Origin of the sequence: Streptomyces sp. BF23-19 (assembly GCF_041106355.1) — a bacterium.
Lineage (GTDB): Bacteria > Actinomycetota > Actinomycetes > Streptomycetales > Streptomycetaceae > Streptomyces > Streptomyces virginiae_A.
Window position 1 is genome coordinate 39,017 of the sequence record NZ_JBGBPT010000013.1, and the last position, 25,302, is coordinate 64,318.

The window sequence follows — 25,302 nt, forward strand, 5'->3', positions numbered from 1 at the left end:
TCGCCCATCGTGCCCATCGTGCCCATCGTGCTCATCCGCCCTACGCACCACACGCAGGACACGCACTTTGAAGATCACCTGGTGGCCCGGGCGACGCCGAGTTCGGCGAGCGCGGCCACCTGTCCGGCGTCGAGCCGGTCACTGGCCACGGCCGCCGGGCCGGCCTGGCTGCTACAGCCTTGGGCGCGCTGGAGGTGCCGGCACCGCGACGGCCGTCGCCGCGAACCCCTTCCTCCCTCAGAGGCCGTCGTCGGCTGCTGTGGAGATCCTTTGTGGGCTTGATCCGCTTTGGCGGACATTCGAGATCAGGGGTTCGTCCCCGGGAGGATGTCCATCATGGAGAGCATGGGGAAGAAGAAGCCTCGGCCTCGCCGTTCGTTCACGCCGGAGTTCAAGGCCGAGATCGTCGAACTGTGCCGGCGCGGTGACCGGTCGGTCGGTCAGATCGCCAAGGACTTCGACCTGACCGAGACCGCCGTGCGGGACTGGGTCAAGCAGGCCGAGGTCGACGCGGGCGAGCGAGACGGGCTGACCAGCAGCGAACGTGAGGAGCTGGTCGCGCTGCGGCGGGAGAACCGCCGCCTGCGCGGGGACGTCGACATCCTCAAGCGGGCCACGGCTTTCTTCGCCAAGGAGACCCGGTGACGGTGCACCCGTTCATCGAGGCGGAGAAGCAGGACGGCCACAACGTCAAGCGTGCGTGTGAGCTGCTGAAGGTCTCCAGAACCGCCTTTTATGCCCGCCTCGCCGGCACATCTGGTCCCCGGGCGGTTCGTGATGCCGCACTGACCCAGCAGATCACCGAGGTCCACCGGCGATCTCGCGGCACCTATGGCGCACCGCGCGTCCATGCCGTCCTGCAGCGGGAGGGCGAGGAGTGCGGGCGCCGCCGGGTCGCCAGGTTGATGCGGGCCGCCGGCTTGCAGCGCAGGCACCGCCGCCGCCGGCGGCGGCACCTGACCACGATCCCCGACCCGTGGGCCGCCTTCCGGCCCGACCTCATCGTCCGCGACTTCCAGCCCGACCCCGGCGGGCTCGATGCACGCTGGTGCGGCGACATTACCTACATCCCGACCGGAGAGGGCTGGCTCTACCTGGCCACCGTCATCGACACCGCCTCCCGCCGCGTCGTCGGCTGGGCTACCGCCGATCACCTGCGGACCGACCTGGTCGCCGACGCCCTCACGGCCGCCTGCCGCCAGCGCCGTCCCACCCGCCCGGTGATCTTCCACTCGGACCGCGGATGCCAGTACACCAGCCATCAATTCGCAACCCTGGCAGAGGAGTTCGGGGTCCGACTGTCGGTCGGCCGCACCGGACAATGCTGGGACAACGCCCTCGCCGAGTCCTTCTTCGCCACCATCAAACGCGAGCTCCTCGACACTGTCGCCTGGCCCAGCAGGGCCGTCGCCCGCTCCGCGATCTTCGACTTCATCGAGGGCTGGTACAACTTGCACCGTCTGCACAGCAGCCGCGGCTATCGCAGTCCCGCCGAATACGAGACCACACTCGCAGCCTGACCACCACACCAATGGTGTCCGTCAAAGCGGAACAAGCTCAGTCGCGGAAGTCCGTGTGCAGCGTTGTGGACAGTCAACAAAGCGCGGAGTCGAAGCCGTCACTGTCGCTGGTTTGGGGCCATGCCTCGTCGAGTGTCGAGGGGGTGCCCACTCCATGGATCAAGCCCCGTAGGGCGTTTGCGTACATGGTCTGGCTGGTTGGGCCCCAACAGAGTGACATCGAAGCCCGCGCCGTCGAATCGGTGAGCCTTCCAGGCCGTCCTCCGGAGCGGCAGCGGCTTGGAGGTGTCCCTGGCCGCGTGGATCTGGCCACGGTCCGCCCGGGCCGCCAACGCAGGGCAGCGCGGCGGGGCCGGGGCTGTGCGCTGGACCCAGCCCGTTCCGGTGAGCCCGGTGCAGGCCCCCCACGAACTGGCACGCGACCGCGAGCGGACTCGCCCCATGCAGGATCCCTTGCTGTCGCATGAAGGCTCATGGATTCGGTGCTGGTTCGGGCGTGCCATCCAACGCGCATTCCACTGCGAGCCAGGGCCGGTCAACGCTGATGCCCCAGGCCACCAGTCGAGGTGCGTGGTAACTGTCGGGGCAGGGTGTGACGGGGTCGAATCACCGGGGGAGGTGGGTGATGAGCACCTACCCTCGACGCCCGACTCACCCAGGCCCACCGCGGCAAGCTCGGCCACCACAGGGGCTGTCGGCAGCCTCTCGGCCGAAGGTGTCCGCGAACCTGCGGGGCGGGTGCATTCCCAACCTGCCCGGGAGCGGCCCGGAGGCTCGTCCAAGGCGCAACCGAGGTGATTCTCCGGCCTGCTGGGCCGCCGGGTCTCGGTCGAACGTCCACGGCTGCCTGAAGGAGCTGGCAGCCGAGACGCAAGTGGGTTGGCCGGCCAGGGTGGTCGTATCACCAACCAAGCACACCGGGTTCGTGCCTGGGCTACGGCCGTTGGGTCGTTTCGGCCGTGGTTGTGAGTGTGTCGGTGCAGTCCACCGCGGTCATCCTTGCTACCGTCCGCTTCGCCCAAATCACCCGCAAGTGAATAATTCGTGCCCGCTGGTGGCCGAGAGGAAACGGACCATGAACGACTTTTCCCGTCGTAAAGTGCTCAAGGTGACGGCGGCCGCCGGTGCCGGTGCGGTCGTCGCGCAGGGCCTCGCGGCCACCGAGGCCTACGGTGCGAGCGCCGTGAAGGAGGCGTCCCCGAACGCGGAGTGCCCGCCGGCGAAGCTGACCGGCCGCATCGTCCGCCCCGACGACGCCGGGTATACGGACGCCCGCCTCGGCTGGGACCAGCTCATCTCTCGCTATCCGCTGGTCATCGTCTTCGCCCAGAACACGCAGGACGTGGTCAATGCCCTTACATGGGCACGGCAGAACGACGTCGCGCTACGGGTCCGCAGCGGCCGCCACAACACTGAGGGCTGGTCGAACATCGACAACGGCCTCGTGATCGACATCAGCGAGCTGAAGTCGGTCGACATCGACAGCGCCGCCCGTGTCGCGACGGTCGGCGCCGGACTCAACCAGCTGGAAGCGGTGACCACGCTCGCGGAGCAGAACTTCGCGGTGACGACCGGGACCGAAGGCAGCGTGGGCCTGTCCGGGGCGACACTCGGCGGCGGTCTCGGCTTCCTCACCCGCTGGATCGGCATGGCCTGCGACAGCCTGATCGGTGCCGAGGTCGTCGTTGCGGAAGGCGCTGAGTGCGCCAAGGTGGTCAAGGCCGATCTGCACAACAACCCGGACCTGCTCTGGGCGCTGCGCGGAGCCGGGAACGGCAACTTCGGGATCGTCACCTCACTCACCTACAAAGTGGCCCCACTGAGGAGCGTCACGTATTTGCAGGCCACTTGGGACGGAATCGGCGACCTGTCCAGGATCTTCGAGGCCTATCAGCGTACTGCGCCGTACACGGACGACCGCCTCGGCACCCAGCTCGAAATTCACCGGAACCAGATCCTGCTGTTTGCGGTCCTCGCGGAAGGAACACCCGCGGAGGCGAAGAAGCTGCTGGCCCCGATCCTGTCGGTCGACAGCCCCCAGGTGTCGGTGCAGGTAGGGAACTGGGGCGACGTGTACGCGGGCTTCCAGATCCCGATCGCGGACGAACCCGCGAACTGGAAGTTCTTCTCGCAGTTCGCCAGAAAGCCGTTCCCGAGGAAGGCGATCGATGTGATCTCCTCGTTCATGCGGGACGCGCCCACGGACGACAGCAACTTCTTTGTGCAGGCGTTCGGCGGGGCGGTCAGGAAGAGCCCCCGCGGCGGCACGGCGTTCCCGCACCGCGACGCGCTCTTCTACTCCGAGCCCGGCGCCGGCTGGGGGACCCGCTCCGACCAGCCGGGCGTCTGCGACCCGCTCACCTCGCAGGCCCAGGCTTGGATCGCCGAATTCAGCCAGGCACTGCGCCCCTACGTAGACGGTGCCTACGTCAACGTGGCGAACATCGGCATGCAGGACTGGGAGACCGCCTACTGGGGATCGAACTTCGACCGACTGCGCACGATCAAGGCGGAGTACGACCCCCACAACGTCTTCAAGTACGAGCAGAGCATCCCGCCCGCGTCCTGCTGAACGAACAGGCCTGAGCCCCCTCCCGACCGGCGAGGGGGCTCAGCCACGACCTACGCGTCCTGATGGAGAGGTCACGCTGTTGCAGGACGCCTGTAAACCTCATTGAAATGGTTGATTCAGTCAGGCAGGCGCCATTGCCGCAAGACTTTCCTGCCAGTGCGGAGCGCAGGCGATCGATGGCCCGGGGGTGGTAGCGGACGAGGTCGGTGCGGCGGATGGTTGAGGATCTCCAGCCCAAAGGGCCTCATCGGCCGACCGCATGAGCCTGCGGTCCCTGCGCATGCCGACCTCGTCGGCGATCACGAAGGCGTCACGGGCGTCGGTCTTGCCCTCGCGGCAGTAGCGCGCGATGAACGTGCAGGTCATTGCACGCCGGACGGCACACCCCTGTGGTTCTCCCGTGCACTGTCCGGACGCACCCACGACCTGAACGCGGCCCGCGCCCGCGGCATCGTCCAGGTCTGCCTTACCCGGCAGATCCTCATCCTGGCCGACCGGACCGACCAAGGCGCCGGCGCCACCGTCCGCACTCCCTGCTACCGCCACAGCATCCAGCCCCCGCAGTACCAGCAGTACAACCGAGACCACGTCCGACTCCGAGCACCGGGCGAACGCGCCTTCGCACTGCTGAAAACCTGGCGCGTCCTCCGCCGGACCCGCTGCCCAGCCAACCGCACCAGCCGCATCGTTGTTGCGGTCCATACCCTCCTCATCTGCGAAAACACAGGATGAAAAAGGTTCAGTGAGACCTCTTCACGCCTGAACCATCACAGCTCGGCTTTGACGATCGCGATCAGGTGATCATTTACATGCAAATCACGACAAATGCAAGAACATCGATAGGTCGGCGTGGTTGACCTTGATCTCGACATATCCGACATTACGCTGCCGCTGTTGATCAGCAACATCGAAAGGGATGCCCGTGCTTCTCAGGCCCAACGATGACCGCACGTCCGCCACGCAGTCTGTGCTCCCACGCTTGAAGTACCGCGCCGGCCGACACCTGGGACGGCTACGGGCCGTCGCCGTGGCCGGAGCCCTGCTCGCCGGGCTGAGTCCGGCGGCGGCCGCTGCGCCGCCGGCCGCCGTTGTGACAGGGCACAAGGGCGATCCGACGCAGTACTGGAACAAGGTCCTGCTTCAGACCTTCCGCAATGCGCGGGGCTCGGACGCCTCGCCCGGCAACCTCTCCAGGTCCGGTGCGATGGTCTTCGCGGCGATCTACAACGCCGAGAGCGCCTATCAGAACACGTACGGAACCTTGAAGTACCAGCCATACCTCAACCGGCCGCTGAAGTACGCCAGCGAATCGTCGCAGCCGGGTCGGGACGAAGAGGAGCGGCTGATCGACCGTACGGCGTACCGGATGATCTCCGAGCTGTACCCGGGCGACAAGGCCTACATCGACGCCCGGTACGAGGCCCGGACCGGCCGCTCCCCCTACGCCTACGAGCCCCTCGACCGCCTGGTGGTCGACCGCGTGGTGCGGCAGATCAACAAATCCCGGGCGGATGACGGTTCGGACAACCCGGAGGTCTACGACGGCGACACCACCACCCCTGGGGCCTGGCGGCCGACGGGTGAAGAGGCGACGGCTGACGAAGGGGCCTGCAAGGAGCCGAGCGACGCGGTGACCCCGAACTGGGGCAAGGTGAAACCGTTCGTGCTCCGCTCCGGCTCGCAGTTCCGGCCTCCCACCCTGCGAGGCTTCACTTCCTACGACGAAATGCTGGCCAGCCCGGAGTACGCGCGCCAGGTCGACGAGGTGCGTCGGGTCGGTGCCGTCGACTCCACCGAGCGCACCTACGATCAGACCGTCGTCGGCTGGTTCTGGGACCACGACCTGAACGGCACCTACCACCCCCCGGGGCAACTGCTCCAGCTGACCGGGACCGTCGCCAAGAAGTTCAAGCTCGACACGTACGAGACCACCCGCTTGTTCGCGTTGTCGGCGCTGTCGTTGGCGGATGCCGGGATCGCGGCCTGGGACAGCAAGTTCGACAGCCCGATCAACGAGTGGCGCCCGGTGTCCGCGGTCCGGGCGACGGGCGGCGCGAACGCAAACTGGGAGCCCCTCAGTGCGGACCGCTCGGGGGCACCGTGGACCCCGTGCTTCCCCGCCTGGACCTCTGGGCACGCCAACTTCACGGCTGCGTGGGCAGGCGCGATGCAGCACTACTTCGACCGTGACGACGTCTCGTTCACCGCACACTCCGAGGACCCGCACACACTCGTTCTGTCCCGCCAGATGAACAGCTTCAGCCAGGTCGCCCAGGAGGGCGAGTTCAGCCGACTCTGGCTGGGCGCGCACTTCCGCTGGGACGCCGAGGACGGGAGGGAGATCGGCACCAACGTTGCCGAGTACGTGTTCGACAACGCGCTCCAGCCGACACGACCGGGCCGTCCTGATCAGCGGTGAAACGGCACCGTGGACCACGCCGGCCGGATCGGCCGGCGCCCCGGCTCAGAGGTCCTCACAGAAGCTGTTGATCACGTGACTTTCGGTACCCGCGGGCGGCCCTCCACCTGCTTCGGCGCCGGTTCCGGAAGCAACGGTTCGATGAGCGACCACAGTTCATCCGACACGATCCACGGCCGTGACTGACGTTTCCCCACGACCAGACCAACGACCATCCGAACCGGACCGCCAAGCCCTGTGCGGGATCCTGTTCGTGCTGCATACCGGCGTGCTGTTGAAGAGGCTGCGGGTCGCGAAGAAGCTGGACTGGTCGCGGGCGGTGATCGCCTCCTCCCACGTCAGGGCCGCTCGACGGGGCCCCAAAGCGGGCCCAGCCCGGTCGACCGAGCACGTCCAGGCAGCAATACCACCTCATCGTCGACGGCCAGGGCATCCCACTGGCCGTGTCGCTGACCGGCGGGAACCGCAACGACGTCACCCGGCTGATGCCGCTGCTGAACAAGATCCCGCCGGTCGCCGGCCTCGTCGGCCGGCCCCGCAGACGTCCCGACACGCTCCTGGCCGACCGCGGCCACGACCACGACAAGTACCGCCGCCCGGTCTGGGCGACCGGCGTCAAACCCGTGATCGCCCGCCGCGGAGTCCCACACGGCTCCGGCCTCGGCGTCTACCGGTGGGTCGTAGAGCGGACCATCGCCTGGCTCCACGGCTTCCGTCGACTACGGATCCGGTAGCTCTGCAGGCCATGGAGGACGCCGGGGAGGAGGCTTTCCGTCTTTGCGCCGCACCGCAGCGGAGCGGCGGCCCGCGAGGCCTGACGTCTCCTTCGCTGCTGACGCGGCGATTCCCGGAGACGCCGCCCGCCCCCGGGCAGTGGCCGTGGCGAACCAGCGGGTTCCCGCTCTACGAGCACGCCACAGCGGTACCTGCCGGTGCACGGCGGATGCCGCACTATTGGATGGTGAACCTGGGCTCGGCTGAAACGCTCAGCAGGACCAGCAGGCGCACCATCGACGGCCTGTGCCCGTCGTATTGGCAGGTGATCCTGGTCGGATCGAACCATCCCAGATCTGGGTACCACGCCAGGCAACGGTCGGATATCCGGTCCCCGATGAGCCAGATATGGGTGAACTCCTGCGGGAGCAGAGGTGCCATCGAGGGAAGCCGGCTGTCACTCGCGGGCGCACGATGGGCCGGCCACGGAGCAGTCGTGGTCACCCCGATGACGGCGCGACTCTCGTCCCCAACCGCATTTTCTGAGCTTCTCCCGATTGCCCCGCATGCGCCTGGTGTCGGCGTTGACCTCGGTATCGACCCACGTGTGGAAGCCATCCCAATCATCAACGCGAGACCACCTGCCCCCCCACGAGACGACCCTGACGCGTCCTTCGCCTTCTTGCTGAGCGGGACGCGAGGCCAGACCGCGGATGCCCAGAGCAGCGGCCCGAGCCGCCAGGGGGGCCGGGATGAACCGCCAGATTGTCGGGACTCGGCACGAACTCGTACACCTGGCCCGCGGCCTCGAATTCGGCCAGTAGCGCGGGATCTCATTGCCGGTGGCTCCGGCCGTCCTTCTTGAGCCGGAAACCCCGGCTGACACGGACGGTCCACTCACGGCTCAGGCCGGAGGCGGACAGATCAGGTTCACGGCTGAGGGCCCCTGCCACTTCGGCGTGTTTGGTGTCCAAGGCCATCCACACCTCAGCGAAGCCGACTCGCCCGTCTGCGTACTCAAGGGAGATATCCGGCATCTGCTGCGTGCTGCCGTCGTCTTGGAGACGGACGCGCACGCCTGTGAACCGTGCCAGCACCCGCCCGACCTGGTACTCGAAGTCGGGAGAGGTCGGCGAAGTCGAGCTGCTTGCCCACGGTCTTCAGCGCCTCGGAGAACTTCGCGTTGAACAGCTCCTGGAACGTGGCCTTGCCGCTCGCCCGCTGGGTGCCGATGGCCTGGGCGACCTTGAACCCGGGTCCGAGGAGTTCTGCCAGCCCGCGACGCGTGGCGGCCAGGACCACGCGGTCCTCCGGCTGAGTACGTATTCCGGGTGCAGGTCCCAGACCAGGCCCGACTGCCGCGGCGGCTCCTCGGCGGGAGCGGAGGCGAGGTCGGGTCGGCGGTCCTCCGGTGAGGCGGTGTCGAGGGCGAGGACCCGCCAGGCGCCCGGGCGGAACGACTCCGCGATGGTGCGGCCCTCCAGGTGCGGGTGGCCGGCCGCGTCCACGGCGGAGAAGAGCAGGACCCGCCGCTCCACCGGGATGATGCCGAGGATCTGCCGGCCCATCATCGCCCCGGCGAAGGCGGGGGCGCCGAGGTGCGTCACGCTGCGGCTGCGGGTCAGGGCAGCCGGGTGCGCGGCCCGAAGCGTGCGGTAGACGGCGGTCGCGAAGTCGTCCTCGTACAGGCGAAGCACGGCCCGCAGATTCGGCTCGACGGTGCGGGCGTACAGGGCGGCCTCGAGGTTGGTGGTGTGTCCGAGCTGGTCAGGGCGAGCAGGGAGTGCGCCCAGCCGATGCCCGCCGCGTACGCTCCACCGCGCGCAGCAGGAGGCCGTCGGCCTGGACCACCCTGCCGGTACCCGCGACGGCACTGGCGGCCAGCGCGGCCGCGGCCGTATCGGCGTCCGGGAGCACGGTCGTCGAGGAGTTCAGCTCCCGCAGGTCGATACCCGGCTCCGCCACCATCGCGGCCTGGTCCAGGAGCTCCTCCAGGTGCCGGCCGAGCTTGCGGTTGTAGAGCCGGATCACCAGCCTCAGCCTCGGGTTGAGCCGGCGTGCCACCAGGGCGGCCCGGACGTTGGTGTCGTGGTCCTCATAGACGAGTGCCAGCGCGGCGGCCCCGGCCACCCCCACAGCGGCCAGTACCTCCTCGTCCGGCTCCGCCGCGTCCAGGATCTGTAGTCCCGCACGGCCGGCGGCCCGCCGCCCGCGGTCCGTGCCCGTGGCAGCGGGACCCGCCCCGGCAGGCCGCGCCCCGGTACCCCAGGGGCGCGGCCGACGCTCGGCTGAGTGTCGCGGGCGGCGGGCGCTACCAGCGTTACCCGCTCCTTGTAGACCTCCCGCAGCTCGGAGGCCGGCCGACGGGCCAGCCCGTCGTCACCGCACACGATCATCCGCCCATCAGGGGCGGGCTGTTGAGGCTGCACCGATATTGAAGACCCATCCGGGGGAATCAACGGCCTGGAGCGCACCGCGGGCGCGTTGTGCGGCGAGACATGGGGGATGACCGCTCATGAACACCGCGCCTGGAGCAGCAGCTCTTACGCGCAGGCGATGCACACCCCGCAGCGCACGCTGTCACTGCGCGATGCGGAGGGCTGGCACTTCCCCCTGGACCTGGAGCGGTGGTGTGGCCGGGTGGACGAGGCCGACCGGACGGTTCTGCGCCGGTGCACCGGCCGGGTGCTGGACATCGGGTGCGGCGCCGGCCGGCTGGTCGAGGCGTTGACGGGGCGGGGCCGCCAGGTCCTCGGCATCGACGTCTGTCCTTCCGCCGTGATCACGACGGTGTGCCGGGGAGGGTCCGCAATGAGCAGGTCCGTCTTCGATGCTCTCCCCGACGAGGGCGGGTGGGGGACGGCGCTGCTGATCGACGGGAACATCGGCATCGGCGGTGACCCCCGACGGTTGCTCCGCCGCGTCCGGGCCCTCGTGCACCGGGAAGGCCTCCTCCTGGTGGAGGTCGCCGCCACTGATGTGGACGAGCGCCGCCGCGTCCGTATCCATGCCGGGCAATGGCCCGTGAGTACCGTCTTCCCATGGGCCGTGGTCGGCGCCGCAGCGCTGAACCGCCAGGCAGCGTCGGAGGGATGGACCGAGGCCGAGCGGTGGACCAGTACTGGAGGCCGTCACTTCGTCGCGCTGCGGGCCTGCCGCTGAGCCCGGCTCCGGCCCCATGTCCGTACGATCAGGACCATGGCCGAGGCGGCGAACAGCGCGGCGGTGATCAGCAGCCACCGGGCCAGGAAGCCGTCCGCCGGGAGGGCGGTCGCGGCGGTGTAGTGCCCGACCTGTTCCAGGATCAGCGGCCACCAGACCAGCAGCAGGACACCGGAGACGAACCCGGGAACGCGGACGTAGTTGACGCTCACCGGTGGCGTGGACCGGCCGTCGTCCGGGCCCCGGGTGAACAGGGCCTGTGCCGCCCGATCGGTGAGCGAGTACAGGGGGAGCAGTACGAGGTCGTGGAGGAGGGCCGCGCCGACGAACCACATGGCCACGCCGACGGTGTCGCCCTCGAACAGGCGCAGTCCGGCGTAGAGGGCGAGGGCGAAGGAGGCCAGGACGAGGAGCAGGTGCAGCGGGGAGGCGCCGTAGCGGCGGCGGAAGGCCGTCGGAGCGCTCATGCCGGCTCTCCGAACGTCAGGCGGGTGACCCATTTGGTGTTGTGCACTCCGGGTGCCCCGGGGACGATGATCCGCGCTGGATAGCCGTGGTCGGACGAGAGCGGCGCAAAAAACGTTCTTCGTCTCCTGGTCGTACAGGCTTGGCATCCTTCTGACCGGTACGAACGTCGGTTTCTCCGTCGCGATACCGGAGCGTGGACCGGATACGGTTCGGATTCCGGAGTCGTGGTGGGTGCCGCGGGTGAAGTGTCGCGCGAGCGTCCGCCCTTTCCTGAGGTCCAGGGGCCTGCGAGGCTCGTCATGAGGGCGCATCAGGACGCGTGAGGGCGGCAGGAGCGCGCGCCGGCGGCCGTACGCGAGGATCTCGCGGGCACCTTGGAGGGCCTCGAACGTGCAGAGGAAGCCGGAAGCCGGGCACAGAACCGCTGTCCGCGCTCACAGCACACCGGAGAGCACGGCCGGCCGCCTCTTCATCACACCCGCAACCTGACCCGGCCCTGCGTCCACGGCTCGCACCCCGAGCAACTTCGCGTGCCACGTCGTCTTCATCGCCGCACCGCCCACCGCCTGGACGACACCGGTCCGGACGGCCACCAGCGGTGTCGTGGCCTCTCCGGGTCCAACGTGAAGAGCCACAACGGCACATCCCGCGACGGCGCCATCGACGTCCCCCATCCCTGTGCCGACCGAGCTGTCCAGCAGCGCGTGGGCGGGGACGGTTCGTGACCGTGGCGTTGCGGCGCCGCGACCACAGGACACACGAGAGCGGTCCACTGTTGTCCGGGGTGCGGCCTCCCCTGAGGCGGCGGTCTCAGGCGTCTTCGAAGGCGGTCACGTGTATGGAGAAGACCTTCATGCCGCTCTGGTGCCCGGTGACCTCTGTACGGACGACGCCGCCCCTGCTGCGGCGCAGTGGGGTCGCCTCGACCCAGCAAGGGGAGTCCAGCTCGACGTAGCGGGCGAACCGGGCGTCGAACTCCGTGGGGACGGTCTGGGAGGCGTCGGAAAGGGCCTGTGCGGCTTGGGCGGCGGCTTCGAGGAAGACCAGCCCCGGTACGTGGTCGTGTGCGTGGTCGAAGAAGGAGCGGTTGGCGGTGTTCACACGCAGCTGCCAGCGATGCGATTCTCCGATCGGGCTCAGGACGGCATCGTCCAGCGAGGTCTGCCGTCCCCGCGTGGCGTCGTCGAGGGCGGGCCCGAGGGGGAGGGCGCGTGCCGTGGCGGCCTGCGCGTCCGCGTACTCCCCGCGCAGCCTTTCGTATATCGCGGGAGGGTGGGCGGTGTAGCGGACACGGGCGATGCCGAGCGGCTCTCCGTCGCGTATCGCCGTGATCTGGGTGGCGAGGCGGACGGATCCGCGCCGGTAACGGTCCACCTCGGTGTGGGTGATCGTCAAGCGCACGACGGCCGGCACCGATCGGGTCCGCATGGCTGTCGGCACGACGGAACTGTCGTAGGACTCCCAGCCCAGGCGGAAGTCGAGGGGTATGTCATGGGCGACGTGCGACAACAGGGCGAGGGACTGGCGGATCGTCTCGGCGAGGAGGAGAGGGTGGTAGTGGCCCTTGTGGGAGGTGTACAAGGGGTGGTGCGCGGGCCAGTCGGCGATGACGGTGTGGGAGACGCCGTCGTCGTGGCGGCGCCATCCGGACAGGAACGCCTGACCGGGTGCGGTCTTGCGGGTCAAGGTCGTGGAGGCATGCTGGACGCCTTCGAAGGGCGTGATTAAGCCAGTTGTGATGTTCATCGGTAGTTCCCCCCTGGAACGATGCGAGTTGGGTGCAGGCGACACTGCAGACAACGGTGCAATGAACTCTGCGCAGTAACATAGAGATGACTATGTTTATTGTCGAGATGCTGGGGAGGCAGATGTATGGCACAACAAGAGCGGAGCGCTCGGACACGAGCGGCCATCCTGAGGGCGGGCGCCGAGGTTTTCGCCGAGCTCGGCTTCGCCGGGGCGAGCGTCAATAAGATCGCGAGGCGGGCGAACCTGACGCTGGGGGCGCTCTACTTCCACTTCGAGTCGAAGGGGGAGCTCGCACGTGAGATTGTCCGGACCCAGCCGGAGCTGGTGGTCGGGCCCACGGCCGCCGGCCTGCAGGGTGCCGTGGACATCACCTTGGCTTGGGCGACACAGCTGAGGGAGGACCCTTTACTGCTGGCGGGCGCTCGACTGGTGATGGACCAGGAGTACTTCGTCTGCGACGAGGAGGGCAACTCCTATCGGCAGTGGGCACAGGTGCTCCAGCCGTTCCTGCGCGAGGCCAGTGAGAACGGTGAACTGCGACCGAACGTGGAACTGCGGCAGCTGGCACAGCTCGTGGTCAACGCCTGCACCGGGGCCCAGATGAACGCCCAGCTCGACAGCGGCCGAAGGGACCTCCCGGACCGCATCCGGCAGATGTGGGTCCTGTTGCTGCCACTCATTGCCGGCGAGGAATGTGCGAGCAGGGTCATGGAGACGTTGCGCTTCGATGAGGACGATTCCCCTCCGCATGGCGTGAATTGAACCTGATCGCACGCAAAGGGGCTGCCGTGCCCGCTGTGCATGGCGTTGAATCTGGCTATGCCACAGATAGCGGGAGCCTTACAGGGGCGAACAGCCATGATCACTGGAGCGTCGAGCGGCATCGGGGCCGCCGCTGCGAGGCTCTTCGCCAGGGAGGGTGCGGCCGTCGTGCTGCTGGCCCGGCGCAAGGACGCGTTGCGGGAACTGGCCGAAACGATCCGCGCGGAACGGGGGAGGGCGCTGGTCGTGCCGGGAGACGTGCGAAGTCCCGAGGAGGTGGGGGAGGCCGTCACCCGGGCGGTCGAGGAGTTCGGCGCACTGGACGTGGCCTTCAACAACGCCGGGTCGGGGGCGTTCGGCCCAGTCCTGCATGAACTGGACGAGGGCGCCTATGACACGGTCATGGACGTCAACGTCCGCGGCGTCTGGAACTGCATGCGCCGACAGATCCCCGTCATGCTGCGGCAGGAGCACGGTGGCGTGATCGTCAACACCTCCAGCGTCGCCGGGCATTCGGCAACGGGCGCCACGGCCCCGTACATCGCGGCCAAGCACGCGGTCCTCGGCCTCACTCGAGCCGCCGCGGCGGAGTACGGGGCCGCTGGAATCCGGGTGAACGCACTGATGGTGGGAGCCACCCGCACCCCGCAGCTGGAGCCGTACCTTGACGGCACCCCCGCTGCGGTCGAGAGGTTGACCAGGCGCGCGGTGCAGAAGCGACTGGCAGACCCGGAGGAGATCGCGCAGGCCGCACTGTGGCTGTGCAGTGGCCGGGCATCCTTCGTCACCGGCGGAGCGGTGGCGGTGGACGGCGGGTGGAGCGCGGTGTGAACCGTGCCTAGTAATGGTCAAGGTGACGTCGTAACAGCCGGGCGAACCGCGCGACGTCACGGCGCCCGTCGCGTGTGCGACACGGGTGGTGCGAGCGAGGCCCCTGTCCCGTGGCACGAGAGGAACGGTGCCACAGGGACCCGCCGTGCGGGGCCGCGCGAAGTCAGACCGGCAGCCGCGCCGGCCGCCGGGGCACCCTGATCAGACGGGCGGAGGGACGGATCCCGGGAAGGCCGGCCGGGTCGACATCCGCCAGATCCTGGAAGCCGCAGGCCGCCGACACCAGCGTCACATGGCGATGCCAGCCGGGATAGGACCGGCCCTCGAAGTCCTGGAGCCCGAAGCTACCTTCGAGTCGGCGCAATGCCCGGGGGGTGGCGGCCGACAGGGACGCCAGCTCCAGAAGTTCCTCCATCGGCAGGTGGACGAGGGTGGTGACCCACAGCGCGGTGGGCTGCTCGCCTTCGCGGGGAACTTCGGCGAACAGCCGGTAGAAGCGCTGCGGCTGCGGGCCGCGGGGCAGGCGCACCAGTCCGGTGACCACACGGGTCAGCCGCGAGGGGCGCAGAGGGCTCGCCCTCAGGACCGAGCGCAGCAGTTCACCTTCGGTCTCCAGGAAGCGACGCGCGCTGATCGGCGAAGCGGTGCCGTCGGCGGCCGGACCGGAGGGAGGAACCGCCACGCCAGGCTGGACGGCCAGGCCGTCGGGGACGGCGACGACAAAGTCGTGGGCGCGCTGCCGAAGCCCCAGGAGGAGCCGGTCGGACTCCTTGGGCTCGCGGAGATTCGCTACCAAGGGCAGGGCCGGGGACGCGTCGGCGGCCAATGTGTCGGCCAGGTCGAGCACCTGCGCCCAGACCGGAAGGGGCTGGACGGCCTCGGGAATGCGCGTGCGGCGGCGCAGCTGCTCCTCGCTCCACTCGCTCGGCAGGTGCAGGCGCCAGTCCACAGGAATCTGACCGCGGCTCGTGGCCAGGAACTGCCCGATGCCGACCTGGCAGTTGATGGTCCGGCCCAGGGGCGGCACGAACCTGCGGTGAACTCCGCACGACTGGTCACCCCGCTTGGGCACCACGGCGACACCGATGGTCCACGCCTTCGGCCGCGTCCGCTGCTCGATCCAGCGCCTCAGCTCGCCCCGGACCGGCTGCCAGTCCCACGGGCTGGCGTTGATGAAGCGGTGCAGCGACTGCGAGGCGGTGGGGGAGTCGGTGATGGCGGCAGCCAGGCTGCGCACGGATTTCCTGCCCGAGACCGCCAGAAGTCCCACCAGATACGCGGCGGCCCAGCGGCGTTGGTCCGCTCTCGGTAAGTGCGTGAAGAGCTGATCGGCGAAACCGGCGACTCGATGGCCCTCTTCCAGGGTGGACAACCGGTCGGCACCGTAGGCGATGTTGATCATGAGGAGCTCCGGGGGGTGCGGCTCAGAGGTCGATGCCCAAAGAATAATAGGGGCTGCTATTTTTTTGTCGGAGTGAATCAGCCAACCCGCCCATGAGGTCCCCGCCTTCGGTCAGGAGGCCTGACTCTGCGTGAACCGGCCAACCGTGATCGACGGGCTTGTAGACGCTGACCTGCGGCGTCACACTTGCCGCCACGACCGCTGGACGACGAGGTCGGCCCCCGGCAACGCCCGCAGAAAGGGGGTCGCAGGCACATTCCGCTCCCGTGGAGGCCGTCCGGCGCTCCGCCACCGGACCGAGCCGGGGACGGACAGGTCGGCGCGCTTCGCCTTCACGGCGTCCGTCGTACGTGTGGTGCGCGCACCTGCCGTCCTCCCTGTCGGTGCCGGAAGGGGCCGTCTTGTTGACCATCAACCAGCGCACCGGAGACATGCATGACGAGGCAGTTACGGGCGGTACGCACCCGGCAGGCACTGGTGAACGCCGCGGCGACCGAGTTCGACCGGAGCGGCTATACCGGTGCCGCACTGAACCGGGTCTGCCGGGCCGCCGGGATAACCATGGGCGCCCTGACGTTTCACTTCTCGACCAAGGGCGAACTGGCCGCCGCTGTGCAGGCGAAGGGTCAGACCGTCACCCGGGCCGCGCTCGGCGCCCTGCCGTCAGGCCCGGCACCGGCGCTGCACCGAGCCATCGACATGACGCTCGAACTGGCGCGGCTGCTCGAGGAGGAGCCGGCCGTCCGCTCCGCGGCACGGCTCAGCCGCGAGCTGCCGGACGGGGACCTCGCCTGGATGAATTCTTGGGTCGCCGCCGTGCAGGACCTCTTCAGCCAGGCCTATCGGGACGGACAGTTGCATGCCGCGGTCCGTCCGGAGGATCTGGCCATGCTGTCGCGGTTTCTGATTCTCGGCGCCGAGTACCGCGCCCGCGCGGCGAGTGAGCTGAACGGCGAGCAGCCGCGCGAACCTGGCACGGTGGAGGAGATCAGGCAGATGTGGGACATCATCCAGCGAGGCATTTGCGGTCCGTCGAGCCTCGCGTCTTCGTGACGGGGGCTGCGCGGCGTAGCGGGAGGGCGGCCTGAGAGCTCGTGGCCGCCGAGGGTGGGGGCCGGCCCCGTTCCGATTCCTGCCCTGCCCTACCCTGCCCGATGACCGTGCGCGGTGAGTGGGGGTGGCAGCCCTGGGGCGACCCCTCCCGGCAACGGTTCGAGCGCGCTTCGAGCCGCCTTCTTGTGGGAGGAGAGGTTGACCGCGCCGGTTTCGGACAGAGTCCGCGTAGGTGCGGGGACGCTTCGGTGTCCGGCTCGTCCGTCCGGCCAGTGCTGTGGCCGGAAAGGTTTGCCGGGTCGCGGTGTCCGGTGCGGTGCATCGCAAGGCGGAGGGCCGCGGGCCGTACTGGACGTACTTCCGTGGTCCGACAACGCGGCGAGGTGCCGTACCGGGCGCCGTGACCCGGTGGACCTTTCCGTCACAGCACCAGCGCTCCTCGCGTCCTTCTGACGGGCCCCTTCCTGCTCGCTTGTGGCCTCCGTCAGGAAACGGCACCGTCGGAGCGCACGGTCGAACCGTTCTCTCAGCCGCTCACGGTACGGGGCGTCTCTGTATCGGGAAGTACACCGCGAGGAACTCCCACTGAGCATGCCCGAGGTTGCCGGGTGCCATGACCCACGCCCTGCCGGGTTTCCCACCTTCGAAGGAACCGGGGCTCGAAGGTAACCGAACCTTCAAGCAAACACTCCCGTTGGTTCTCGTCGCGGGAGGAGTGGCATTCGTATCTTTGCTCGAATCGGGGTGCGATTTTCGCGAGTCGGCATTGCCGCACCCCGCTCCGGCGCGGATCGTGGATGCCGCAACCGACACTAGTACCAAGGGCGGACCGGTGAGGGAGGCTGAGCCGGCGTGTGTGACCAATGCATGGGTGCCGGCGACTTCCGCGGGTCCTCAAGCTTGTTCAATCTGCGGCCGACAGGGTCCGCACGGCGATCCGGAGCGGCGGCAGGCCCTCCCTAGCGATCGGAAGAGCTCCAAGAGGCAAGGCCGTCGGCAGGCTTGCTCCACTCCGTCGGGCGTGGGTCAGGGGCTTTCCTGGCAGTGACGCCTCTTGCGATGCAGCACTCGCTGTCCTGCGGCAACTCTATCGATTCGACCAGCTCGGATTTCCGGCTGCCCATTTCTGGGGCGGCCAATACGGCAATGCCTTGAAAGGCTTCTGTGGAGGGTTCCATGGCGACAGTTGAGCGTGTGGACGCAGTCGTGATCGGGGGAGGAATAGCCGGATCCGCCCTGGCGGCGGCGCTTGCGGGTGACGGATACGACGTCCTGCTCCTGGAGCGACAGACCGTTTACCGGGACAAGGTGCGCGGCGAGGTGATCAACTGCTGGGGAGTGGTCGAACTCCTCGAACTCGGCCTGGAGAAGCAGCTGCTCGATGCGGGTGGGACCTACATCGACCGCTTCGTCGGATTCGACGAGATCACCGACCCGGAGACCGCTTGGGCCAACGCCCTCAACCTGGACGACATGCTTCCCGGCATTCGTGGCGTGCTCGACGTCGGTCACCCCGAGGCGTGCGAGGCGCTCGCCACCGCTGCCGCTGAGGCTGGGGCCACAGTGGTGAGGGGGATCGGCGACGTCATGGTGACAGGCGGGCCCCACCCCAGCGTTCGCTACGAGTACAACGACGTCGAGTACGAGGTGCCCTGCCGTCTCGTCGTCGGAGCGGACGGTCGCACCTCGACCGTACGGCGTCAGCTCGGCATCTCCCTGACCCAGACCCCGCCGAACTCGTTGGGCGGCGGCATGCTCGTGGAGGACCTCCACGACTGGCCCGCCAATGTCACCTCGATCGGCACCGAGAAGGACCTGCTCTACTTCGTCTTCCCCCGTGCGGGAGCCAAGGCCCGGCTGTACCTGCTGCACGACGTCGCCCAGAAGGGACGCTTCTCCGGCCCGACCCGGCAGGCCGACTTCCTCAAGGCGTTCCAACTGGACTGCATCCCCAACAGCGAGATGTTCGCCGCGGTCACCCCCTCGGAGTCCTGCGCCTTCTACCCGATGAACGACGCCTGGACGGACGGCCCAGTCGTCCCCGGCGCGGTCCTGATCGGCGACGCGGCCGGCTGGAGCGATCCGGTGGTCGGCCAAGGCCTGTCCATCGCCCTGCGGGACGCGCGCCTGGTGTGGGAGGCACTGCGCTCCAGTACCGCGTGGTCGCCCGCGATCCTCAAGCCGTACGTCGACGAACGCGAAGAGCGGATGCGCCGCCTGCGCATCTCGGGATCCGTCCGCACCGCGATGAACATGACCTTCACCCCCGAGGGCGCCGCGCGTCGCAAGGCGTACGCCAAGGCGTGGCCCACCGACCCGGTGCTGGCCGGATCCCGGCTCGCCACCTTCAGGGGGGCCTACGGCGTTCCCGCCGAATCGTTTCACCACGAGACCGTCCAGCGACTGCTCGCCCTCGGCTAGCCCCAGTTGGCTCCGACGCACCCATCGAAGGGACTTCCACCATGCACGTGAAGACCGACGCCGACGACGCCCGGATCCGGAAGAACGGCTGCGACATCCGCCAGCTCTACCCCTGGGACGGCGTCGTCGTACCGCCCTGGAACAGCACCTTGTGCTCCATCCGGCCGACCGAGTCCAGCACGCCCCACGGCCACGCCACCGACGAGACCTTCATCTTCATCAGCGGTGAGGGGCACCTGCGCGTCGGCACCGAGGAGCGCCAGATCACCCTGGGTGATGTCGTCTACGTCCCGCACGGCACCGACCACAAGGTCACGAACACCAGCGAGTCCGACCCGCTGACCTTCGTGAGCATCTACTGGCTCCAGCCCGCCGAGCTCGGCAAGGACGCCTGATGGCCGACTCCCCGGGTGCCGACACCGCCGCCCCGCGCCGCGTCAACGTCACCTTCTCGCCTCCCACGCCCAATGGCGACCTGCACCTGGGCCACCTCGCCGGCCCCGTCCTCAACAGTGACGTGTGCGCCCGGTCCCAGAAGATCCTCGGACACGACGTGGCCTTCGCCACCAGCACCGACGACAACCAGACCTACGTCGTCACCACCGCCGAACGGCTCGGGACCACGCCGGAGGCGCTCATCGAGCACGCCATGGAGAGCGTGACGAAGTCGCTGGAACTGGCGGGCGTCGACGTCGACTTGTTCGAACGACCGGACGAGGACTACACCACGTTCGTCCGCGGCTTCTTCACCCGGCTCTGGGAGCACGGCGCGTTCGACCTGCGCGAGGTCGAGCTGCCGTATGACGCCGACACCGGTGAGTACAAGGCCGAGGCCTTCGTCACCGGACGCTGCCCCACCTGCCTGGCCCACGCCAGGGCCGGCGTCTGCGAGGCCTGTGGCCTCTACAACCTGCCCGGCGCCCTGCTGCCCGTCACCGACACCGCATCCGCCCTGCCGCAGCGAACGGTCTCGATCTGGGTCTTGGACCTCGAACGCTACCGGTCCATGATCACCAACTGGTACCGGACCACCGACGTGCAGCTGCGTCCGGACCTGGCCAAGGTCGTCGCCGACACGCTTGCCGGGCGGCTCCCGTACATCCCGCTGACCTACCCCACCGCCTGGGGCATCACGGTCGAGTGGGACGGCCCCGATATCCAGCCGCAGGCCATCAACGCCTGGCCGGAGATCTACGTCGGTCACCTGTACTGGCTGCGGCAAGCACGTCTGGACACCCAGGCCGAGTGCGACGAACTCGTCCAATTCATCGGCATCGACAACGGCTTCTACAACGCCTTCGTCTACGTGACCCTGGCTCTGCTCGCCGCCCGCCACGGCATGCCGGTGCCCCTCCCCAGGACCCGCACGCTCACCAACCAGTACTACATGCTGGAGGGCCGCAAGTTCTCCACCAGCAAGGGCGACGTGCGCTGGGCGCGCGACTACCTGGAGTCCGTCGGCCGCGACCGGGCGCGGTTCGTCCTCGCCCTGACCAGCCCCGAACTACAGCAGGCGGAGTTCAGCGAGCCCATCGCGGCCGACACCATTGCCGCACGCTACGACGCTCCCCTCACCACGATCGTCGAACAGCTCGACGCCCTGACCGGCCGCCACATCGACGCGACGCCCTCTCCGTGGTGGGACGCGGCCCTGCAGGCGTCCCGACGACGCTTCGAGGACGCCTACCGGCTGGAGAACTTCAGCGTCCGCAAGGCCGCCGAGGCGGTCGCCCTCCACCTGGAGGTGCTGGCGCTGCGCTCCGCCCGGATCCAGGCCGACTCCGCGAGCGAGGTCTCCGGCGCGCTGAGGTTCCTGTGGGCGCTGCGCACCCTGGCCTGGCCGATCACCCCCGACCTCGCCGAGAGCATTTCCATCGCCTTCGCGGGCCCGACCACCGTCGGCAAGGCACCCCTGCTCGCCGACCTCTCCAGCACACCGGAGAACCCCTTCCGGGGCCTGGTCATCCCGGCCGCCCCGACCGCATGACCCTGCGGAGCGACCCGCCCCGCACACCACTCCCGCACGAACGACATCTTCACCTCCCAGGAGATCCACCATGCTGCGCACCTTCATGAACGCGAAGATCCACCGCGCCACCGTCACCGACAGCAACCTGAACTACGTCGGGTCCATCACCATCTCGCCGGAACTGCTCGACGCCGCCGGCATCGGCGTCCACGAGCTGGTGCACGTCGTCAACGTCAACAACGGCGCGCGTTTCGAGACGTACACGATCCTCGGCGAGCCGGCCGCCAACCAGGTCATCGTCAACGGCGCCGCCGCCCGCCTGGTGGAGACCGGTGACAAGGTCATCATCATCAGCTACGCGCAGCTCACCCCGGACGAGGTCGCCGACCACAAGTCCCGCGTGGTCCATGTCGACGACACCAACGCGATCACCGAGACGGCGCTCCTCAGCGCGTGACCTTCAGACCCGTCGATCCCGCGACAACGTTCCTGCATGCACGACGAGTCGAGGATGCGTGAACCGTGACAACCCATGAGATCCACCCGGTGCTGGGAGTGGGGTTCGGACCCGCGAACCTCTCCCTGGCGGTCGCGCTCGAAGAGCGCGGCCGCGCCGGCCTCGCCCACTTCATCGAGCGGGCCCCCGAGTTCCAGTGGCAGCAAGAACAGCTGCTCCCGGGCGCGGACATCCAGAACAACCCCTTCCGCGACCTGGCGATGCAGCGCAACCCGGACAGCCCTCACACCTTCGTCAAGTATCTCGCCGCGCGCGGTGACCTGACGGACTACCTCCACCTGAACGCCAAGTTCCCGCTGCGCAGGGAGTACTCGGGCTACCTCGCCTGGGTCGCCGAAGCCTTCCGCGACCAGGTGGACTACGGTCGGTCGGCCGTAAGCCTCTCGCTCGTCGAGGGCGACGACGGAAGCGAGCTGTTCCGCGTCGACACCGACGACGGCGGCCGCTACCTCTGCCGCAGCGTCTCGGTGGGCACCGGGCGCTCGCCCCGGATCCCGTACGCGTTCCAGAAGGGCCTGGGGGAGAGCGTCTTCCACTCCACCCAGTACCTCTCCTCCATGGAGCGCTTCAAGGACAAGGCGATCCGGGTCGCCGTCGTCGGGGCCAGCCAGAGCGCGATCGAGATCATCCTCGACCTGCTGGGCCGCTCCAACGTGCGGCAGGTGACCGCGGTCCACCGCAGCATCGGGTTCCGGCTCAAGGACACCAGTCCCTACAGCAGGCAGGTGTTCCTCCCTCAGTTCGTGGACTACTTCCACCCGCTGCCCAGCGCCAAGAAGCGCCGCCTGCGCGACGAACTGCGGTCCATCAACTACGCGGCCTGCGACCAGGACGTGATCGACCGCCTCGTCGGCGTGCAGCGCGAGTACGACCTGACGGGCTCCGACCGGCTCGTGATGCAACCCTTCCGGGAGGCCGTCATCAGCAGGCCGCACGGCCAGGGGCACCGGATGGTCCTGCGCGACATCAACCACCTCACCGAGGAGACCCTCGACACCGACGTCGTCATCCTGGCGACCGGCTTCAGGGACTTCGGCGGCGAACCGGGCGATGAGCCGTACCACCCGCTCCTGGAAGGCATCGCCCACCGTCTGCCGCTCGACGAGGAGGGCACCCCCGTCGTCGCGCGGGACTACTCGATCGAGCTGAAGACGGAGGCAGGCACCCCGCGGCCCCTCAAGGTCTATCTCAACGGGCTCTGCGAGGCGAGCCACGGCATGGGCGACGCCGGCGCGCTGGCCATGCTCTCGGTACGGGCGACCGACATCGTCGACTCGATCCTGAGCCACGACCACGAGAAGCTGCTGGCCGCCGGGATCGCACCGTGACCCGGTCCGTCCCCACCGCCGACGTCGCCGTCGTCGGCGGCGGGATCATCGGGCTCGCCACTGCCGAGAGGCTGAGCGCCCGCGGTCTCGCCGTCGCCGTCATCGACTCGGCAGGCATCGCCGGGGGCGCCACGGGCGCCTCCGGCGGGCTGGTCCGAGCCTTCGACCTGTCCGCGTCCCGACGGCGGTCGGCCGCCGCCGGCCTGGACGTCTACCTGCGCCAGGGTCACCGCGGGACCTGGCCCGCGATAAGCCGGCAGGGCAGCCTGAGCCTCGTGGCGCGCGGCGACCTCCCGCAGGCCGCGGCGGCGGTCGCGGACCTCGGCACCGCCGGACACGAAGCGGAGATCCTCACCGCCCGGGACCTCGCCACCCGCTTCCCTGCCCTCGACGTGCCCGATGACCTGGTCGCGGTCCACGAACCGAACGCGGGCTGGCTCCCCGTCGGACCGTTGGCCCACGCCATGGCACGCGACGCGGGCCCCCGGCTCCGGCTGATCCCGGCACGCGCCACCCACCTGCTCACGTCCGGCTCGCGCGTCACCGGGGTCCACACCACCGCCGGACCCGTGCACGCCCGGGGCGTCCTGCTGGCGGCGGGCGCGGCCAGCACCTCCCTGGCCGCGAGCGTCGGCATCCACCTACCCTTGCGCACCCGGGCCGTCGGCTACTGCCTGTTCCGGGTCGACGAACCGGCGGGTCTCACCACACTCCCCACCCTGGTGGACACCACCACGGGCGCCTGGCTGCGCCCGTGGGGATCGGACTCATTGGTCCTCGCGGGAGTCTTCTCGCAGGAGACCGACGTCCCCGAGACCGTCAGGCCGGGTGTGTCGGTGCAAGAGGAGGAGCGCGTTCGCGCGGTCATCCGCCACCGGTACCCGCACCTGGCCACGGCCCCGGTCACGGGCGGCGTCACCGCGTACGACGCCCTGGCATCGACCGGGAACGGCGAAGTCACCGTGTGGCCCGAACTCGGCGGTCTCGTCACCGCGACCGGGTGGAACGGCGGCGGGTTCAAACTGGCACCGGCGATCGGCGAGCTCGCGGCCGCCCGCCTCGAGGAGGTGGCCGCCCGATGACGGCCACCGTCCGCCTCAACCCCACCGACGAGATGCTCCACCGCGCCGCCGACACCCTCGGCTCCAGCAGGATCGTGCAGGTGCTGTGGACGTTCCGGGACCCGGTATCCGTCGCAGCGCTGCAAGCCGCGTGGGACGGCCTGGACCAGGGGTGGCTGAGCCGCCGCGCCCGAAGCTCGCCCGTCCCCGGGGCACGCCGCAGCTGGGTGCCGGCCAGGAACGAGGAAGCCCTCGGCATCACCGTGACGTCGCTGACCGACGCCACCCTGAGCGACTGGATCGACACCCAGGTCAAGGCTCCGCTCCTGCCCGGCAGCTCCGCCCTGTGGCGGTTGGCCGCCGCCCCGTACGGTGAGGGCACACTCGTCTCGCTGACCGTTCCCCACTTCCGCTGCGACGGGCTCGGCATCTTCCGCGCCATCGGCTCGGGCGGTGACGACACCCACCGCCCGGCCGCCGGCCCCGGCCTGCTCGACGACCTGGCCGACCTGGCGCAGCAGACGCTCCGCGGCGGCCTGGCTGCCGCGCGCTGGCTCCCGGCGACCCTGACGAACCCGGAACGGCTCGACCGGATCAGGACCGCGATGCGGCCCCCGGCCTCTCCCGAACCCCCGGCCCAACCGCGCTTCTTCACCTCGGCGATCTTCGAGACGGACGCCGCCCGGTGGGACCAGCAGGCGGACGTGTTCGGCGGGACGACCAACAGCCTCTTCGTCGAGATCGCCGCCAACCTCGTCCGGACGGCGGGGGCGGGCGACCCGTCCGAACCGTTCGACGTCGGCATCCCCGTGAGCCTGCGGCGGTCCGACCAGGACGCTCGGGCCAATGCCCTGGTCGTGATGCCGTTGACCGTGCCGGGCGGCCACGCCCGGCACCAGAGCCTCCGGCAGACCCGACAGGCTACGAAGGAGCTGCTCCGCACCACGGACGAGCACAGCGGCACCCTCGTCCCGGAACCCCTGTGGCATCTCCTCCCGGAGTGCCACGCCCACCGGCTCAAGAACCCCGGGGCGCAGCAGACCACCGTCGTCGCTTCCAACTTCGGCCGGACCCCCGAGGCGATCGCCCGGTTCACCGGGCAGGAGGCCGCCGGCATCGCCGTCCGCACCATGAACGTGCCCGGCGTCCTGCCGGACCGGGCCCGTCTGCGCGCCTCGCTCTGCCTCCTGCGGACCGGGGACCGGCTGACCGTCACCGTGACCGGCATCCCCGACCGATTCGGTGACGCCACGTCCTTGCGACGCCTCGTCGGCGAAGAGCTGGAGTCCTGGGGACTCACTGTCCGCAGATGGTGGGGCGAACCCACGTCGCACCTTAGGAAGGAGTCCTGACG

The 25,302-nt window shown here is 69.1% G+C and carries 20 protein-coding genes and 3 pseudogenes; 17 read left to right on the plus strand and 6 right to left on the minus strand.

Annotation, left to right across the window (positions count from 1 at the left end; all coding sequences use genetic code 11):
• Window positions 1-336: 336 nt before the first annotated feature.
• From AB8A24_RS10355 to AB8A24_RS10380, 6 genes and pseudogenes are all read left to right on the plus strand, one after another.
• Window positions 337-645 carry a transposase gene (locus AB8A24_RS10355; RefSeq protein WP_369475380.1) on the plus strand — a complete coding sequence of 103 codons (309 nt, stop codon included), beginning with the start codon at window positions 337-339 and terminating at the stop codon, window positions 643-645.
• Window positions 642-1,520, plus strand: a complete 879-nt coding sequence (locus AB8A24_RS10360; RefSeq protein WP_369475381.1) for an IS3 family transposase — start codon at window positions 642-644, stop codon at window positions 1,518-1,520. The genes AB8A24_RS10355 and AB8A24_RS10360 overlap by 4 nt, the downstream gene beginning before the upstream one ends.
• A 1,054-nt stretch (window positions 1,521-2,574) precedes the next feature.
• Entirely contained in the window at window positions 2,575-4,092 is a 1,518-nt protein-coding gene (locus AB8A24_RS10365; RefSeq protein ID WP_369475382.1) for an FAD-binding oxidoreductase, read from the plus strand.
• A 372-nt stretch (window positions 4,093-4,464) separates the two neighbouring features.
• Window positions 4,465-4,824: pseudogene (locus AB8A24_RS10370) on the plus strand (transposase family protein); the annotation flags it as partial.
• A 247-nt stretch (window positions 4,825-5,071) separates the two neighbouring features.
• Entirely contained in the window at window positions 5,072-6,511 is a 1,440-nt protein-coding gene (locus tag AB8A24_RS10375; protein ID WP_328964436.1) for a vanadium-dependent haloperoxidase, read from the plus strand.
• 199 nt (window positions 6,512-6,710) lie between these two features.
• Window positions 6,711-7,242, plus strand: a pseudogene (locus AB8A24_RS10380) (transposase); the annotation flags it as partial.
• Between the two features lie 1,143 nt (window positions 7,243-8,385).
• Here AB8A24_RS10380 and AB8A24_RS10385 read toward each other — a convergent pair.
• On the minus strand, window positions 8,386-8,922 hold the full coding sequence (locus tag AB8A24_RS10385) for a hypothetical protein (RefSeq protein ID WP_369475413.1): 537 nt from the start codon (window positions 8,920-8,922) through the stop codon (window positions 8,386-8,388).
• 70 nt (window positions 8,923-8,992) lie between these two features.
• Window positions 8,993-9,361 carry a hypothetical protein gene (locus AB8A24_RS10390; protein ID WP_328964437.1) on the minus strand — a complete coding sequence of 123 codons (369 nt, stop codon included), beginning with the start codon at window positions 9,359-9,361 and terminating at the stop codon, window positions 8,993-8,995.
• A 369-nt stretch (window positions 9,362-9,730) separates the two neighbouring features.
• Here AB8A24_RS10390 and AB8A24_RS10395 point away from each other — a divergent pair, with 369 nt between their 5' ends.
• Entirely contained in the window at window positions 9,731-10,387 is a 657-nt protein-coding gene (locus AB8A24_RS10395) for a methyltransferase domain-containing protein (RefSeq protein ID WP_328964438.1), read from the plus strand.
• Here the strand turns inward: AB8A24_RS10395 and AB8A24_RS10400 are convergent.
• From AB8A24_RS10400 to AB8A24_RS10410, 3 genes and pseudogenes are all read right to left on the minus strand, one after another.
• Window positions 10,357-10,854, minus strand: a complete 498-nt coding sequence (locus AB8A24_RS10400) for a hypothetical protein (RefSeq protein ID WP_327363446.1) — start codon at window positions 10,852-10,854, stop codon at window positions 10,357-10,359. The genes AB8A24_RS10395 and AB8A24_RS10400 overlap by 31 nt on opposite strands.
• Window positions 10,851-10,961, minus strand: a pseudogene (locus AB8A24_RS10405) (molybdopterin-dependent oxidoreductase); the annotation flags it as partial. The pseudogene AB8A24_RS10405 and the gene AB8A24_RS10400, both read right to left, overlap by 4 nt.
• Before the next feature lie 704 nt (window positions 10,962-11,665).
• Complete coding sequence (locus AB8A24_RS10410) at window positions 11,666-12,601, minus strand: ScbA/BarX family gamma-butyrolactone biosynthesis protein (protein ID WP_369475383.1); 936 nt, start codon at window positions 12,599-12,601, stop codon at window positions 11,666-11,668.
• A 126-nt stretch (window positions 12,602-12,727) separates the two neighbouring features.
• Here AB8A24_RS10410 and AB8A24_RS10415 point away from each other — a divergent pair, with 126 nt between their 5' ends.
• Window positions 12,728-13,366, plus strand: coding sequence for a ScbR family autoregulator-binding transcription factor (locus tag AB8A24_RS10415; protein WP_369475384.1), 639 nt, complete (start codon window positions 12,728-12,730; stop codon window positions 13,364-13,366).
• A 57-nt stretch (window positions 13,367-13,423) separates the two neighbouring features.
• Window positions 13,424-14,197 (plus strand): SDR family NAD(P)-dependent oxidoreductase, encoded by a 774-nt coding sequence (locus AB8A24_RS10420; RefSeq protein ID WP_369475385.1) that lies wholly within the window; start codon window positions 13,424-13,426, stop codon window positions 14,195-14,197.
• 163 nt (window positions 14,198-14,360) lie between these two features.
• On the opposite strand, the gene AB8A24_RS10425 is transcribed toward AB8A24_RS10420, so the two are convergent.
• A complete protein-coding gene (locus AB8A24_RS10425; RefSeq protein WP_328964443.1) occupies window positions 14,361-15,599 on the minus strand; it encodes a transposase in 1,239 nt (412 codons plus the stop codon).
• A 477-nt stretch (window positions 15,600-16,076) separates the two neighbouring features.
• Between AB8A24_RS10425 and AB8A24_RS10430 the strand changes: the two genes are divergently transcribed.
• The 8 genes from AB8A24_RS10430 (at window position 16,077) to AB8A24_RS10465 (ending at window position 25,300) form a co-directional block, all read left to right on the plus strand.
• Entirely contained in the window at window positions 16,077-16,652 is a 576-nt protein-coding gene (locus AB8A24_RS10430; RefSeq protein ID WP_328964444.1) for a TetR/AcrR family transcriptional regulator, read from the plus strand.
• Between the two features lie 1,176 nt (window positions 16,653-17,828).
• Window positions 17,829-19,073 carry an FAD-dependent oxidoreductase gene (locus AB8A24_RS10435; protein WP_328964445.1) on the plus strand — a complete coding sequence of 415 codons (1,245 nt, stop codon included), beginning with the start codon at window positions 17,829-17,831 and terminating at the stop codon, window positions 19,071-19,073.
• 41 nt (window positions 19,074-19,114) lie between these two features.
• On the plus strand, window positions 19,115-19,468 hold the full coding sequence (locus AB8A24_RS10440) for a cupin domain-containing protein (RefSeq protein ID WP_328964446.1): 354 nt from the start codon (window positions 19,115-19,117) through the stop codon (window positions 19,466-19,468).
• The gene (locus AB8A24_RS10445; RefSeq protein WP_328964447.1) at window positions 19,468-21,060 is read left to right on the plus strand and encodes a class I tRNA ligase family protein; all 1,593 of its coding nucleotides are present in this window, start codon (window positions 19,468-19,470) and stop codon (window positions 21,058-21,060) included. Before AB8A24_RS10440 ends, AB8A24_RS10445 begins: the two co-directional genes overlap by 1 nt.
• 70 nt (window positions 21,061-21,130) lie before the next feature.
• On the plus strand, window positions 21,131-21,499 hold the full coding sequence (gene panD, locus AB8A24_RS10450; protein WP_030719588.1) for an aspartate 1-decarboxylase: 369 nt from the start codon (window positions 21,131-21,133) through the stop codon (window positions 21,497-21,499).
• Between the two features lie 65 nt (window positions 21,500-21,564).
• Window positions 21,565-22,887 carry a SidA/IucD/PvdA family monooxygenase gene (locus tag AB8A24_RS10455; RefSeq protein ID WP_369475386.1) on the plus strand — a complete coding sequence of 441 codons (1,323 nt, stop codon included), beginning with the start codon at window positions 21,565-21,567 and terminating at the stop codon, window positions 22,885-22,887.
• Window positions 22,884-23,969 (plus strand): NAD(P)/FAD-dependent oxidoreductase, encoded by a 1,086-nt coding sequence (locus tag AB8A24_RS10460; protein WP_369475387.1) that lies wholly within the window; start codon window positions 22,884-22,886, stop codon window positions 23,967-23,969. The genes AB8A24_RS10455 and AB8A24_RS10460 overlap by 4 nt, the downstream gene beginning before the upstream one ends.
• Window positions 23,966-25,300 (plus strand): hypothetical protein, encoded by a 1,335-nt coding sequence (locus AB8A24_RS10465; protein ID WP_369475388.1) that lies wholly within the window; start codon window positions 23,966-23,968, stop codon window positions 25,298-25,300. Before AB8A24_RS10460 ends, AB8A24_RS10465 begins: the two co-directional genes overlap by 4 nt.
• Window positions 25,301-25,302 lie beyond the last annotated feature (2 nt).